At 44.2% G+C, this 13,300-nt stretch carries 15 protein-coding genes; 10 read left to right on the forward strand and 5 right to left on the reverse strand.

What is annotated here, in order from left to right:
* The first annotated feature begins 41 nt into the window (after positions 1-41).
* Both E7X57_RS12850 and tmk read left to right on the forward strand, forming a co-directional pair.
* Positions 42-170, forward strand: coding sequence for a hypothetical protein (locus E7X57_RS12850; protein ID WP_256360060.1), 129 nt, complete (start codon positions 42-44; stop codon positions 168-170).
* Between the two features lie 92 nt (positions 171-262).
* Positions 263-868: a dTMP kinase gene (gene tmk / locus E7X57_RS02190; RefSeq protein WP_135610297.1), complete on the forward strand. Its 606-nt coding sequence runs from the start codon at positions 263-265 to the stop codon at positions 866-868.
* Here tmk and E7X57_RS02195 read toward each other — a convergent pair.
* Both E7X57_RS02195 and E7X57_RS02200 read right to left on the reverse strand, forming a co-directional pair.
* Entirely contained in the window at positions 865-1,113 is a 249-nt protein-coding gene (locus E7X57_RS02195; RefSeq protein ID WP_135610073.1) for a hypothetical protein, read from the reverse strand. The genes tmk and E7X57_RS02195 overlap by 4 nt on opposite strands.
* Positions 1,114-1,181: 68 nt before the next feature.
* Positions 1,182-1,889 (reverse strand): HisA/HisF-related TIM barrel protein, encoded by a 708-nt coding sequence (locus E7X57_RS02200; protein WP_135610075.1) that lies wholly within the window; start codon positions 1,887-1,889, stop codon positions 1,182-1,184.
* Between the two features lie 45 nt (positions 1,890-1,934).
* Between E7X57_RS02200 and E7X57_RS02205 the strand changes: the two genes are divergently transcribed.
* The 3 genes from E7X57_RS02205 to E7X57_RS02215 all read left to right on the forward strand — a co-directional run bounded on the left by E7X57_RS02205 (position 1,935) and on the right by E7X57_RS02215 (position 5,723).
* A complete protein-coding gene (locus E7X57_RS02205) occupies positions 1,935-2,627 on the forward strand; it encodes a (5-formylfuran-3-yl)methyl phosphate synthase (RefSeq protein ID WP_135610077.1) in 693 nt (230 codons plus the stop codon).
* A gap of 147 nt (positions 2,628-2,774) precedes the next feature.
* Entirely contained in the window at positions 2,775-4,970 is a 2,196-nt protein-coding gene (locus E7X57_RS02210) for a CDC48 family AAA ATPase (protein WP_135610079.1), read from the forward strand.
* Positions 4,971-5,087: 117 nt separating this feature from the next.
* Positions 5,088-5,723 (forward strand): RNA ligase partner protein, encoded by a 636-nt coding sequence (locus tag E7X57_RS02215; RefSeq protein WP_244603566.1) that lies wholly within the window; start codon positions 5,088-5,090, stop codon positions 5,721-5,723.
* Positions 5,724-5,726: 3 nt separating this feature from the next.
* On the opposite strand, the gene E7X57_RS02220 is transcribed toward E7X57_RS02215, so the two are convergent.
* The 3 genes from E7X57_RS02220 to E7X57_RS02230 form a co-directional block, all read right to left on the reverse strand.
* Positions 5,727-6,572 carry a geranylgeranylglycerol-phosphate geranylgeranyltransferase gene (locus tag E7X57_RS02220; RefSeq protein ID WP_135610084.1) on the reverse strand — a complete coding sequence of 282 codons (846 nt, stop codon included), beginning with the start codon at positions 6,570-6,572 and terminating at the stop codon, positions 5,727-5,729.
* A gap of 23 nt (positions 6,573-6,595) precedes the next feature.
* Entirely contained in the window at positions 6,596-7,516 is a 921-nt protein-coding gene (nadA, locus tag E7X57_RS02225; RefSeq protein WP_135610086.1) for a quinolinate synthase NadA, read from the reverse strand.
* A 108-nt stretch (positions 7,517-7,624) separates the two neighbouring features.
* Positions 7,625-8,440, reverse strand: a complete 816-nt coding sequence (locus tag E7X57_RS02230; RefSeq protein ID WP_135610088.1) for an aspartate dehydrogenase — start codon at positions 8,438-8,440, stop codon at positions 7,625-7,627.
* A gap of 135 nt (positions 8,441-8,575) precedes the next feature.
* Between E7X57_RS02230 and nadC the strand changes: the two genes are divergently transcribed.
* The 5 genes from nadC to E7X57_RS02255 all read left to right on the forward strand — a co-directional run bounded on the left by nadC (position 8,576) and on the right by E7X57_RS02255 (position 13,286).
* Entirely contained in the window at positions 8,576-9,412 is an 837-nt protein-coding gene (gene nadC / locus E7X57_RS02235) for a carboxylating nicotinate-nucleotide diphosphorylase (protein WP_135610090.1), read from the forward strand.
* Positions 9,413-9,544: 132 nt separating this feature from the next.
* Positions 9,545-10,771, forward strand: coding sequence for a DUF11 domain-containing protein (locus E7X57_RS02240; protein ID WP_167880860.1), 1,227 nt, complete (start codon positions 9,545-9,547; stop codon positions 10,769-10,771).
* A 56-nt stretch (positions 10,772-10,827) separates the two neighbouring features.
* Positions 10,828-11,934, forward strand: a complete 1,107-nt coding sequence (locus tag E7X57_RS02245; protein ID WP_135610094.1) for a cell division protein FtsZ — start codon at positions 10,828-10,830, stop codon at positions 11,932-11,934.
* Between the two features lie 205 nt (positions 11,935-12,139).
* Positions 12,140-12,823 (forward strand): ABC transporter ATP-binding protein, encoded by a 684-nt coding sequence (locus E7X57_RS02250; RefSeq protein WP_135610096.1) that lies wholly within the window; start codon positions 12,140-12,142, stop codon positions 12,821-12,823.
* A gap of 16 nt (positions 12,824-12,839) precedes the next feature.
* A complete protein-coding gene (locus tag E7X57_RS02255; RefSeq protein ID WP_135610098.1) occupies positions 12,840-13,286 on the forward strand; it encodes a PPC domain-containing DNA-binding protein in 447 nt (148 codons plus the stop codon).
* Positions 13,287-13,300: the final 14 nt, after the last annotated feature.

Genomic DNA, 13,300 nt, shown 5'->3' on the forward strand with positions numbered 1-13,300 from the left:
TTCAACCTTAGTATTACTGCTAAAATATTAAGGTGATATAAATGGAAGATATCGACCAGTCAATGGTATATTTCAGATGTAATGTGTGTGATTTCGTATTTCAGGCAGATCCGAACTTCTTCCCTATAAAATGTCCCCAGTGCGGTAGTGAAGATACTTCCAGGACATAAGGTTATAAGAACAGAAGATCGATGGACATACAATTAAAGGAAATAAGGTCGAAGGATATAAAGTTAATAGAACCGAAGGACATTTGACAATCATGAAAGGAAAGCTCATAACACTGGAAGGTATCGACGGATCCGGTAAATCCACCATTACCCGTTTTTTGAACTCACATCCTTCCTTTTCCAATGCCGTGTTCACAAGGGAACCTACCACAAGCTGGATAGGTGACGCTGTCTACAAAGCTATTGAATCCAATACAGATCACCTTGCAGAGCTGATGCTTTTCACCGCAGACCATGCAAACCATATTGCAACTCTGATACGTCCGGCACTTGAAGAAGGAAAGATAGTAATTTCAGACAGGTATTCGGACAGCAGATATGCATATCAGGGCGTTACACTCAAAGACAAGTTCGATGCGCCTATGGAATGGGTGCAGCAGATCCATAAGGACTGGACAGTAGTCCCTGACCTTACGATCCTTTTTGACATTGACCCGGAAATTGCAGTCCAGCGTTGTGGTAAAAGAGGGGAACAGACAAAGTTCGAGAAGATCGAGCTCTTAAATGGAGTAAGAAAAAATTACCGTCGACTTGCAGAGAAAGAACCGGAAAGGTTCGTCATAATAGATACCGACCGGAACCTTAAAGAAATAGAGAACGATGTGTTGCAGGCAATCACATCGATCATGGAAAGTTAAAGACCGTTCGCATCTGCGAACTTTATGAGGGTCTCACCAAGCTCACGTGCGTATTTCGGATTTATGTTAAAGCGGCTCCTTTTCTGACCGCTTCTTTCCTTTGCGACCTCAACATATTCACTGTCATACTTTTCACTTTTTGCAAGGGTCATGGTAAGATACCAGCCGCCTGCCATCTTGATCTCCATGTACTCTTCGCCTTCAGAAACATTCGTATTAACTTCTGCTGTGTTATCTTCTGCCATATTATCACCAGATATGTAATTTTCAGTTTTTATCTGTTTATTGTAAGTTTAGTTATAAATTTGTAATTTTATTGTAACATTGTAACAGGGATAGAGCCATTGTGTAAAGCTGTAGCCACCAATGCGCCTTTGATACCTATATCCTCAAGCTGTTCGATGTCTTCTAAGCCCCTTACGCCTCCACCGAGAAGAACGTCGTGTTCACAAACATCTGCTATCAGACTTAAAAATTGTGCATCAAACCCCGCCGACGTTCCCACCATATCCATGTCAAGAAATATGACATCATTGATATCAAGGCCGTTGACCATCTCAACTATCTCAAGTGGATCTTTAGGCATAGAAGGGTCTGAAGAGAGGATCACACCATCCTTTTTATCGATACTGACATTTACCCTGGAAGGGTATTGTGAAGCTACCTTCGATATCGTGTCAAGTGAAGCTGTCTCGGTCCCCAGTACGGGATGGTCTGCAAGGTCTATTACAGACATAATGTCCTCAAAAGAGGAAATTCCCGCATCCAGCATGACATTTGTCTGGTCTGAAACAGCCCTGATAACATCGAAGTTGATATCCGGTGCACCCTGACCCTGAAGACGGTTAAGGTCTGCAATATACACTTCTGCCGGCCTGAGACTGCGAACGATCTCCACAGGGTCCGATGTTGTGCATAGCATACTGGACTCATGTACCGGCCGGTACCTGCGACGGTCCCCGCCCTGTGCATGAACAGCATTATGATTATATACATCAAATACAAAGACGATTCGAAACATATTTAATCGATACTTTAGTTCATCCTATAAAAAAGAGGCCAATATATGAAATTACTCGTAAGTCCCATTAACACTGAAGAAGCGATATCCGCACTCAATGGCGGAGCAGATGTAATTGATATCAAAAACCCAAAAGAAGGCTCATTAGGTGCAAATTTCCCATGGGTCATCAGAGATGTGAAAGAGGCAGTTGAGGGTAAAAAACCTATCAGTGCCGCACTCGGTGACTTTAATTTCAAGCCCGGCACCGCAGCACTCGCCGCATACGGGGCTGCATCTGCAGGTGCGGACTATGTGAAGATCGGTCTCTACGACGTAAAGACCGAAGATCAGGCACTTGAAATGATGACCGGTATTGCCGAATCTTTAAAGGGAATGAACGTTAAGGTCGTTGCCTGTGGATATTCCGATTATGAGCGTATCGACTCCATCGATCCGAAACTGCTCCCTGCTATTGGAGAGAAAGCAGGTGTGGACCTTGTTATGGTCGACACTGGTGTCAAGGACGGTCGCTCCACCTTCGAGTTCATGAGCGAAGAGGACCTTGTTGATTTCGTTAACGATGCACATGCACGCGGACTTGAGACTGCGATCGCAGGAACCATCAAATTCGATGACATACCAGCATTAAAACGCATCCAGCCTACCATCATTGGTGTGCGCGGCATAGTCTGTGGCGGAGACCGCAGCACCACCATCAAACAGGAACTTGTTGAGAAATTAAAGAGTGAGATCTGATAGGTCTCACACTATTTTTCTTTTGCAGAAGCTCTTCTGCATCATCTTTTATTTATACTATTACTGTAGATTTTACTCTGTAGTGAATTTTGCAGATATTGCCTCTGGCACTGCCTTTCCTTCGATACTTCCCTACAGGTGACCGATATGTCCGAAGACCTTATTGTTCGTGTTGCAGAAGCAAACCATCGTGATGCAGGCAGAGGCATCGCCCGGCTTGCCAATGCCCTTATGCAAAGAATTGGTGCAGTAAGCGGGGACATCATCGAGATCAAGAGCAAAAAAAGGACCTATGCGAGGGTTCTCCCAGCAAACATTGATGATGACGGGAAAAATATCATCCGCATCGACGGCAATCTGAGAAGCAATGCAAAGGTTGGAATCGATGATCAGGTAACTATCAGGAGAGTTATTGAAAAGGAAGCTGAAAGAATAACTCTTGCACCCACCCGGGCCTTCCCGCAGGAAAGACTTTCACGCTCAATACACCGTAATCTGGAAGGACGACCACTGGAAAGAGGACAGCGTATCAGGATAGAGACAGTTAACAATCCTCTTACCTTTATTGTCAAGTCTACAGTACCACCGGGCCCCGTTGTTGTGGCGCGTACCACTCACATCGTAATGGACAAGCCAACTGCTGAAACAGATATCAGCGAGGGAGTTTCCTACGAGGATATCGGCGGCCTGAAACGGGAACTGGGACTGATGCGCGAGATGATAGAACTTCCTCTGCGCCATCCGGAACTTTTTGACAAGCTAGGTGTTGATCCTCCAAAAGGGGTACTGCTCTACGGCCCTCCCGGCACAGGCAAGACCATGATAGCAAAAGCTGTTGCCAGTGAGAGTGAAGCGAACTTCATTCCGATCAGCGGACCTGAGATCATATCCAAATACTATGGGGAGAGTGAGCAGAAGCTCCGCGAGATATTCGAAAGCGCAGAAAAAGAAGGTCCATCCATAATCTTTATCGACGAGATAGATTCCATCGCACCAAAACGTGACGACGTTGTCGGAGAAGTAGAACGAAGAGTTGTCGCCCAACTGCTCTCACTTATGGACGGATTGAAGAGCAGAGGAAAAGTTATAGTTATAGCGGCTACAAACCGCCCGAACTCCATTGACCAGGCATTGCGCCGCGGCGGGCGGTTCGACCGTGAGATCGAGATAGGGATCCCGGACAGGGGCGGTCGACTGCAAGTACTCTACGTCCATACCCGTGGAATGCCCATCGAAAAAAGCATGCGTCTTGATATGATCGCTGATATGACCCACGGTTTCGTAGGAGCTGACCTGTCATCCCTATGTAAAGAAGCAGCAATGCATGCCCTTCGCAGGATGCTACCCCTGATAAGTATAGAAGAGGAGATCCCACCTGAGATAATGGAACAGCTAGAGGTTACTGAATCTGACTTTATCGAAGCGCATCGGAACATCGAACCATCTGCACTGCGGGAAGTGTTCGTAGAGGTCCCGCATGTCATGTGGGATGACATCGGTGGATTGGAACAGGCAAAACAGGAACTGATCGAGGCTGTGGAATGGCCTCTGAAATACCCGGACATATTCGAAAGCCTGAACACCAGCCCGCCAAGAGGAATACTGCTTTTTGGACCACCGGGAACCGGAAAGACACTTCTTGCAAAGGCTGTTGCAAACGAAAGTGAGGCTAATTTCATAAGTATCAAGGGACCAGAACTTCTCAGCAAGTACGTGGGAGAATCCGAGAAAGCGGTCCGGGAAACATTCAGAAAAGCAAAACAGGCAGCTCCAACAGTTATTTTCTTTGATGAGCTTGACTCCATGGTCCCAAAGCGAGGAATGGGTCTTGAGTCACAGGCAACTGAACGTGTTGTTAGCCAGATACTTACTGAGATCGATGGTATAGAGGAGATGAAGGACATTGTGGTCGTTGCTGCCACCAACCGTCCGGACATTATCGATCCTGCACTTTTAAGACCCGGTCGTTTTGACAGGCTCATCTATGTAAAAGCACCTGAAAGGGAAGAACGTATCAAGATATTCAACATCCATCTTGCCGGCAAGCCCCTCTCAGATGACATTAGCCCTTCCGAGCTTGCTGATATGTCACAAGGTTATGTTGGTGCCGATATCGAAGCAGTTTGCAGGGAAGCTGCAATGATGGCATTGAGAGAGAACATCAAACCGAAAATGACAAAGGAAGAAATTTATGAAGCAGCCAGAAGGATAGTGCTTCAGACATCACATTTCAGGAAAGCAATATCGCGCGTCAGGCCCTCTACATCAAATCGTGAGATGGAGATGTATGTCGAAACTGCCTGCATGTTCTCAAGATCAGAAGATGAAGAAAATAGAGACTGAGGGAAAAGAGAATAAGAGTCTAAATACAGATATTGTATCACTTTAGGGGGAGTAACAACGTTAAGACAAAGATTTGTAATAGATACTACCGCTCTGACCGATCTTCAGACTCGGGAAATGATGGGGATCGATGATCTTTGTGAGGGGATGCGGACAATACTGGAACTGATCGCTGAATCAAGGCTCCATCTGCAGATCAGCTGTTATGTTCCGTTCCCGTCTGTATACAAGGAACTTCATGAGTTTGCAAAGAACAACGATTGTGATGATGAGGTTATTGCAAAGATAGATACATGGCTCGTTAAAAAGGCACCGGACAGGCATGATGTGAAGATACCATCCCATATTTTCCACGAGTATGTTGCATATATGCGCGAGCGCATCAACAAAGGTATGAACGTAGCAGAAGAAGCAATCAGGGAAGCATCCATACAATGCCTTTCTGTCAATCCCGAAACTGATGCCGGCTATGACATGGATAATGTGATCGATCGCGAGCTTATTGGTGGCATTGTAGGCAAGTTCAGGAACAAGTATCGTTCAGCACTTCGCTATGGCATCCTTGACAGCGCACCGGACATTGATGTGCTTCTGCTTGCAAAAGAATTGGATGCCGCAGTTGTTGCAAGTGATTATGGTATCCAGAAATGGGCAGAACAACTTGGGGTCAGGTTCGTACCTGCAACAACATTTCCCATGATGCTACAGGAATATCTTAAGCACACGCCTTCGAACGAGAAATTCAAAAAGTGAGTTTTAAGCACCGACGATAAACGAGACCAATGCGAAAAGCATTGCGAACTTGAATAGTTTTGAAGAGCGTGCAGCATTATTTTTTCCAAGGATCTGATAGACCGCCAGGAGGAAGAATATGTCTGCAATTGCCACAACGAAAAGATATCTTTCGTTCAGTATTGATTGAAGATAGGGTACAGGACTTGCCAGCATGGCAATAAAACCAAAAGCTGCTGCCACATAGGATGCTTTTTTTGACCCCATGACGATCGGTAATGTTCTTGCACCTTCTTTTTTGTCACCCTCCACATCCTCTATGTCCTTTACGATCTCACGGGCAATTGTGGCAAGGCTTGCCAGCAGGAAAAGAACGACCACTGCCTTAAGGCCTTCCATACCGAAAACTGCACCACCGAAAAGGAATGTGGAACCTGTAAGGTAACCTACCGAAGCATTGCCGAAGAAGGGAGTTCTTTTCAGGCTCTTTGCATAGAGTATCAGAACCAGTGAATTGAGCATGGCAATGATGCCACAAAGCACATTGACAAGAAATGCCATTGCGATCCCTGCACCAAAAAGTATGAGAGAGAAATAAAGGGCACTCTTTAATGGAACCCTGCCAGAGGGGATCGGTCTTGAAGGTTTGTTCACGGTATCGATGTCGATATCGAAATAGTCATTAAGCCCGTTTCCGGCACCTGTCACGAAAAAGACGATGAAAAATACAAGAGATGCATCATAAAATGAAATTGAGGCAGCTGAACCTGCTGATGAAAGAATGTTGTAAGCTATAAGGACACCAACCATTGTAGCAAAAGCTGCCATTGCACAATTGCCAGCACGCATAAGTTCGAGATAAGATCGCATCTTTATGTCCCCATTAAATAAAGTTACCTGCTGCGCCTGACCTCTAGCATACGATCAAGAGACTGTTTTGCATGCAAGCGAATATCTTCCGGCACGGTCACAATGTGTTCCATGTTCTCCAGTGAATACAGTACTGCTTCCAGATTTATCATCTTCATGTCAGAGCAGAAGGCAAATTTAGAAACAGGATAGAATCTTTTTCCGGGGTTCTCAAGCTCTAACTGGTGCATTATTCCCTGCTCTGTGGAAATAATAAAATCATTGCATGAAGAATCCTTTGCATACTTCAGCATACCTGTGGTACTGAACACATGGTCTGCATCCTCAAGCACCTGAAAGCGGCATTCTGGATGTGCCATTATTTCTGCATCCGGATGGTCGTGTATTGCCATCAGAGCATCCTCTTCAAGTATCTGGTTGTGCACAGGGCAGTAACCATCCCACGGAATTATCTTCTTGTCAGTGTGCTTTGCGACATAAGCTGCAAGGTTCTTGTCAGGAACAAAGATGATCTCATCCGCATCCAATGAATTCACAACTTCCACTGCATTGGCCGATGTACAGCAAATATCACTTTCAGCCTTGACATCAGCCCTTGTATTAACATAACAGACCACCATTGCATCTGGGTACTCTTTTTTCATCTCACGAAGAGAAGGTACATCCACCATTGCCGCCATGGGACAATTCGCATCTGCATCCGGCATAAGCACTGTCTTTTCAGGAGAGAGGATCGCAGCGCTTTCAGCCATGAAACTTACACCGCAAAACACGATCACATCGGCATCCTGATCAACTGCTTCCTGACTCAATCCAAGGGAATCGCCTACAAAATCTGCAATATCCTGAACTTCATCACGTGCATAGCAATGAGCCAGGATCACGGCATTGCGCTCTTTTTTTAACGATCTGATCTTATTGATGATGGTTTGCCTGTCCTGCATATGATCACTTGATTTTTCAATTTTGTAGCTGGTTACTACATGTTAATGAATGTTGATGGACCGAGCTACAATAACTAAGGATTAAACATTTTTGCCCCAACGGACCTATCATGTACCTACCTGAAGTGGAGATGCGATCTTCTTTAATGTGGATATCGCTGACAAGGCAGCCAGATAACTTGTTTTGGGGTTTGTCGGGGCCGGGACGTTCTCCACACGGCTTGTGAACATTCCGAACTCTCCTTCTACGGTAATTTCATGGATGTTCCTTGAAAGTGCAGGATTTGCAACGATCTTGACCTTTGTTCTATCAAAACCGATACCTGCAATGCTCAGGGATGCTGCAACATTAACATTGGCAGGAAAAGCTTTGACAGCTTCGGACGCCATGCCATCAAATATTACGGTCTTTCCTGTGATAGCATCAAGGTCTATGTTGTTCTGGATAACATAGGGTGCTCCTGCAAGGCTTCTGGGATGCTTCTCCGTGGTCAGTGTCACCGAATGGATCGTTTTTGCAGATGCAGATTTTAAGCCATCGAGACCTGCAATTGCTCCTGAGGGGAGGTATACCTTGCAGTCATACTCCTTTGCAAGGTCAGTGGTCATTTTAAGGAGATTCTGGTCAGCAAAAGCTCCCACACTTATAGACATGACATCACACTTTGCATGCAGGGCAGTAGGAACTACTTCGTAGACTGCCTGCTGGGACGCACATTCTACCACAAGATCAACGTGCTTTACCATCTCTACGATCTCAAGAACTTTCGGATCCATGTTCCTGAGCTGTTCTTTCAAATCAATTGTTGCCTGTTCGTGTCTGTCATACACTGCATACAGTTCGACATCTATGTGGCCGGAATCGATAGCTTTGCAAAGTTCGGTACCGATAGCTCCACATCCGAACACTCCGATCTTTAGCATTCTGGACTCCTTATGAATATTTTATTAATTCGATAATGGTTAGTTGAATATCGGTCGACCTATAAGTTCGACCATGGTATTCCAAAATACTCTAAAAGCATATAAACCTCTTGAGGCATTAATATATGTGGTAATATGATACTGAACTGTGAGATAGAACGATTCATCAGTGAAGATCTTGGGGCTAATGATATTTCCTGCACCCTTGTTCCTGAAACAAAGATCAATGCGATCATTTTTGCAAAAGAGGATTGTGTTGTCGCAGGGATCGAAGTTGCACAAAGGATAATGGAATACTTTGGTATCCAGACAAATACGGAACTTGTGGAAGGGGATGAGATCAAAGCAGGGGATACGATCTTTGAAGTAACTGGAAATTCCGTAGCAATATTACGCGCCGAACGCCTTGTCCTGAACTTCCTGGGACATCTTACCGGAATTGCAACATTGACCCACAAATATGTACAGACGGTCAGGCAGTATTCAGATACAAAGGTGGCCGGGACCAGAAAAACAACTCCGGGGATAAGAAAGTTCGAAAAGCTTGCTATCATTGCAGGTGGAGGAGACCCTCACAGGTTCGATCTTTCAGATGCCATTATGATCAAGGACAACCACATAAATGCCATGGGTCTTGAGAACGCAATTGTCTCTGCTAAAAAACTGGCTGGATTTACACAGAAGATCGATGTGGAAGTCGAGACAGCAGAAGATGCGGTCACAGCAGCACGACTGGGTGTTGATATTATCATGTTCGACAATATGTTACCCGAACAGGTGATCCATACGCTGGAAGAATTGAAACGGGAAGGAGTCAGGGATGATGTTATCATTGAGGTTTCAGGAGGTATAAACCTGGATAACATTTCAGAATATGCCAAGACAGGCGTTGATGTGATATCTATTGGTTCACTTGTGCATAAAGCAGAGTGGACAGATGTCAGTCTTGAATTTATAGAAACTGATACGTGATGCCATTATCACAAACTATTTATTGGATTCTTATATTGTATTGATGCTGGTAGAGTATATACTATAAAATACTATTAAATTACAATTTACTTCTGCGTCGAGGGAATTATGTTTCGGTCTAAAAATTTGTTTGTGACGATAGTGGCAATAACATTGATAGCTTTGATGTTCACATCGAGTGCATCTGCCAAAGATATCCTGTTCAATGGAACCATAGAAGAAGGAGATGGATACCAGATCAATAATATTGTGATTGATGTGGCCGAGGTCTTTGTAGATGCCGGGACCTGCGTCTTTAAAGTGTATGATCAGGAGGAGTTGATACATGATAAGATGCTTAATGAAGGCAATTCATACTCTTTTGATGTGGAAGAAGGGACTATTGAATTCACATTAGACTCCGTGATCGGGGGACTGGTACCACATGCAAAAGTATCTATTACCATAGATGATGACAATTCCGTTTATCTGGAACAGGTCGTTGATGGTGGCCATGATAAAGCAAAGTATTCAGGCACACCTGAACTGAAGATCACAAAGGAAGTAAGTTCCTATAGTGTAGAAAAGGGTGATGTTGTCACGATCAAAGTTGTGGTAAGGAACGACGGAGATGGAAGAGCTACTGAAGTTCGTTTCACTGATCCGAAGCCTGCCGGCTTCATCTTGCAGGAGATAACTCTTGAAGAGACCGGAACAATGTCAATCGACAAATATGAGGAGAGAACAATTTTCCTCTATAAGCTGCAGGCAAATGAAGCAGGAACATTTGAACTTAAGCCCACTGTTGCAACCTACTCTAATGAAGCAGAACTGGACTTCCCGCAAGCTACCTCGAACAGACCTGTTGTAACGGTCACAGGTGAAGACAAAATGGCAGAACTTGAGTTCACCACTACAATGGATGCCAGAAGCGTACAAAGAGGCGATGATGTAGAGGTCACGATCAATATCAAAAATACAGGAGAGGCTGCTGCAAATGGTGTCATATTGAACATCCGGGTTCCGGAAGGACTTGATTTTGAAGGTAGTAGTGATAACATCGAAATGATCAACAATGTACCAAAGGTATATATTGAGAACTTCGGCCTGAACCAGGAAAAAGAGATCAAATATAATATCAAGCCAACTGAAGTGGGAACTTATACTATTACGACAGAATACTCATACCAATATGAAAGTGGCAGCTCCACAGGATCAGAGGTTGTAAGCGGAGAGTTTACGACAAGCCCACTCGATGTGGCCAGAGGAGACACTGATGTGCTTTTCGAACAGCCCTGGTATACATATGCAGTCCCATTAGTATTCATTCTCGCCATAGGAGGATGGATCGTCTACCGATCAAGGCAATACAAATACTGATCACCAGCTAACTTCATAATGAATGTTTCAAGAGAATTTAAATCTGGAGGAATTATTTGCTCAATATACTGGTCATAGGAAATGGTCAATGTGGTAACCGTATCCTTGATGCGATAAACAAAGAGGCTTTTGGTGGTAAAAGCAAATTTGCAAAGTTCTACTCACAGCAGAAATACAAGAGCAATGTTGAGACAATAGCGATCAACACTGCAATGAACGACCTGAAAGAGATGAGGTTCACCAAAGCAAAGGACAGAGTACATATTCCTCACCTTCACGGAGTCGGTGCAAACCGCAATGTAGGTAAACATGTCTTTGAAGATAACAAAGCAAACATCATGCGCCAGATCGAGGAAAGGGGAAACTTCGATATCGGGTTTGTGGTTACGTCCGCATCAGGTGGAACAGGTTCATCGTTTACACCTCCACTTATCGAGGAATTAAAGAAGAACTATGATTTCCCGATCTATGCAGTAGTTGTCCTTCCATTCAGGGAGGAGGGTACACTCTACCTGCAGAATGCTGCATTCTGCCTGAAGGATATACGCGACAGCGGAGTTGACGGTATAATACTTGCTGACAACCAGTTCCTCAAACAGATTGGAGGAGATGTACAATCAGCATACAACACCATCAATGATATGATCGCAAAACGCATCCTATTCCTTATCGATGCGTTGGATAGCGAAATGATGATGGTGACCGATCTTGGTGACTTCAAGACAGTTATGAGTGGTGGTGCAGGGCTTGCAACCATCGGTTTCTATGAAGCTGATAAGGGAACACCAATCAAGTCAGCAATACAAAAGTCACTTTCTCCTTCCGGTCTTCTGTTCTCAACTGATGTTTACAAGGAAGGCAGCAGGGCAATGGTGATCATAAAAGGTGACAAGTCATACCTGAGCATTGATGAGATATCCACCGAAGTTGAAAAACTTTCATCATCTGTCGGTCATGTTTTCAAAGGTATCATTGTTAGGAAGGGAGAAACACCCCAGGTACTTACTGTACTAACACTTGAAGTCGCAGAAGAACTTGAAAATCTTTATTCTGTTGCCGTAGATGCGATCCATCAGGAACGCGAAAAGAAAACAAGGGTTGCAGAGGAAAAAGGAGTCGATCGGGCATTCTCCCAGATCGATGGGCTTGAACCTGATTATTAAGCATTCTATAATATCCCTTTAAGGGATATTTTATAATATTTTTTAAATATTTTTCCCTAACTGTGTTCAGCGTTTTATAGTCAGTTTATTACAAAAAATGAGTGTCATCAAAAGGTATTGCTTACTCATGAGAAAACACCATTCACTATAAATAATCCAGAAAAGAAAAGGAATGTGCAAAGACCTAAAACAAAGCAGGTATAGCATGACAAGTGAACCCAACATAATTGAGATACGAGACCTTACCAAGATATATACCGATGGTCTTGGGGTCAAAGCACTTGACGGACTGAACATGACCGTAAAGCGCGGAGAGTTCCTTTCAATAATCGGTCCTTCAGGATCAGGAAAGAGCACTTTACTTCATATGATAGGCATACTGGATACACCTTCCAGCGGGACCATACTGATAGATGGGGAAAATGTAACTATGATGTCTGACAAGGAACGTTCCAGTGCACGCAACAAGATGCTGGGTTTTATTTTTCAGTACCATCATTTGATGCCTGATTTTTCTGCACTTGAAAATGTGATGATGCCCCTGCTGATAGCAGGAAAAAGCAAGCATGAAGCTGAAAAGATAGCAAGCGATCTTCTAAAGGAAGTCGGTCTCGAAGAAAGGATGGATCACCGGCCTAACCAGCTTTCAGGGGGCCAGAACCAGAGAGTTGCTGTAGCCCGTGCACTGGCAAACGATCCAAAAATAGTAATAGGTGATGAACCTACGGGAAATCTGGACAGCCATTCCAGTGATAAGATATATGAGCTTCTAAGAAAGCTTAACAGAGAACATGATCAAACTTTCATCCTTGTGACCCACGACGAGAACATGGCCGCAAAGACTGACCGTATCGTACGGATAGTAGATGGGAAAATAGTCAATGAATGATCTAAATGGTGGAAATATGGAATATAGTAAAGGGAATATAGGACGGGTCTTTACCGTAAGGATAGACACTGGAGAAGACCTGCTAAAAGAACTCGAAGGACTTGCTAAAAAAGAAAGTATTACATCCGCAGCTTTTATCCTGCTGGGTGCTGTGGCTAAAGGAAATCTGGTTATTGGTCCAAAAGAGAATGCAATACCACCTGAGCCTATGTGGGCTAATTACTCCGAACCGCATGAAGTTATAGGGATCGGAAATATCTTTTCAGAGGAAGGAAGACCAAAGATACACCTTCACACTGCTGCTGGTCGTGGCGATAATGTGAATGTTGGATGCATGCGCGGAGAAAGTGAGGCTTTTATGGTGCTGGAGGTATTTATACTGGAAATATCCGGCATGGAGGCTAACCGTGCTTTTGATACTGCAAAAGGATTTGCTCCAATTGCGTTCGGAGCGAAGAAATAAGAAAGGATCAAATC

It is taken from the genome of Methanococcoides sp. AM1 (genome assembly GCF_900774055.1).
Taxonomy (GTDB): Archaea; Halobacteriota; Methanosarcinia; order Methanosarcinales; family Methanosarcinaceae; genus Methanococcoides.

What these genes read in the sequence shown, in the direction of transcription:
- E7X57_RS12850 (WP_256360060.1), top strand. Translation starts at nt 42, where the DNA reads ATGGAAGATATCGACCAGTCAATGGTATATTTCAGATGTAATGTGTGT.
- tmk (WP_135610297.1), top strand. Translation starts at nt 263, where the DNA reads ATGAAAGGAAAGCTCATAACACTGGAAGGTATCGACGGATCCGGTAAA.
- E7X57_RS02195 (WP_135610073.1), bottom strand. Translation starts at nt 1,113, where the DNA reads ATGGCAGAAGATAACACAGCAGAAGTTAATACGAATGTTTCTGAAGGC.
- E7X57_RS02200 (WP_135610075.1), bottom strand. Translation starts at nt 1,889, where the DNA reads ATGTTTCGAATCGTCTTTGTATTTGATGTATATAATCATAATGCTGTT.
- E7X57_RS02205 (WP_135610077.1), top strand. Translation starts at nt 1,935, where the DNA reads ATGAAATTACTCGTAAGTCCCATTAACACTGAAGAAGCGATATCCGCA.
- E7X57_RS02210 (WP_135610079.1), top strand. Translation starts at nt 2,775, where the DNA reads ATGTCCGAAGACCTTATTGTTCGTGTTGCAGAAGCAAACCATCGTGAT.
- E7X57_RS02215 (WP_244603566.1), top strand. Translation starts at nt 5,088, where the DNA reads ATGATGGGGATCGATGATCTTTGTGAGGGGATGCGGACAATACTGGAA.
- E7X57_RS02220 (WP_135610084.1), bottom strand. Translation starts at nt 6,572, where the DNA reads ATGCGATCTTATCTCGAACTTATGCGTGCTGGCAATTGTGCAATGGCA.
- nadA (WP_135610086.1), bottom strand. Translation starts at nt 7,516, where the DNA reads ATGCAGGACAGGCAAACCATCATCAATAAGATCAGATCGTTAAAAAAA.
- E7X57_RS02230 (WP_135610088.1), bottom strand. Translation starts at nt 8,440, where the DNA reads ATGCTAAAGATCGGAGTGTTCGGATGTGGAGCTATCGGTACCGAACTT.
- nadC (WP_135610090.1), top strand. Translation starts at nt 8,576, where the DNA reads ATGATACTGAACTGTGAGATAGAACGATTCATCAGTGAAGATCTTGGG.
- E7X57_RS02250 (WP_135610096.1), top strand. Translation starts at nt 12,140, where the DNA reads ATGACAAGTGAACCCAACATAATTGAGATACGAGACCTTACCAAGATA.
- E7X57_RS02255 (WP_135610098.1), top strand. Translation starts at nt 12,840, where the DNA reads ATGGAATATAGTAAAGGGAATATAGGACGGGTCTTTACCGTAAGGATA.